Consider the following 520-nt stretch of genomic DNA (forward strand, 5'->3'; position numbering starts at 1 on the left):
GAAGCGCCTGATGTGCTGGTGGGGGGAACCCCTTGCCAGGCATTCAGCATTGCGGGTTTACGTAATGGGCTGGCTGACGAACGCGGCCAGTTAACTTTGGCTTTTGTGGAACTGGTTAATGCAATCGATGAAAAACGCAGAGAACAGGGAAAACCACCCGTCACAGTCGTCTGGGAAAACGTCCCCGGCGTATTCAGCAGCAAAGATAACGCTTTCGGATATTTTCTTGCAGGGCTTGCCGGCGAAAGCTGCGCGCTGGAATCACCAGGGAAGCGATGGGCAAACGCTGGTTATGTGTTGGGACCAGAAAGAGCTATTGCCTGGCGAGTGCTCGATGCTCAATTTTTCGGAGTGGCCCAACGACGCAGACGTGTGTTTGTTGTCGCAACAGCTCGAGGGGATATCGATCCCGCAAAAATTCTTTTTGAGTCCGAAAGCCTGCGCCGGAATTCTCCGCCGCGCAGAGAAACGACGGAAATCGTTGCCGCCCTTACTGCGCGAGGCGTTGGAACATGTGGCG

The 520-nt window shown here is 54.8% G+C and carries 1 protein-coding gene; it reads left to right on the plus strand.

The window, feature by feature from the left end; genetic code table 11:
- Positions 1–520, plus strand: a 520-nt coding sequence (locus RF647_RS19260; protein WP_368813136.1) for a DNA cytosine methyltransferase, incomplete at both ends; no start/stop codon positions are given.

Origin of the sequence: Kocuria sp. CPCC 205263, assembly GCF_040981075.1 — a bacterium.
Classification (GTDB): domain Bacteria; phylum Actinomycetota; class Actinomycetes; order Actinomycetales; family Micrococcaceae; genus Kocuria; species Kocuria rosea.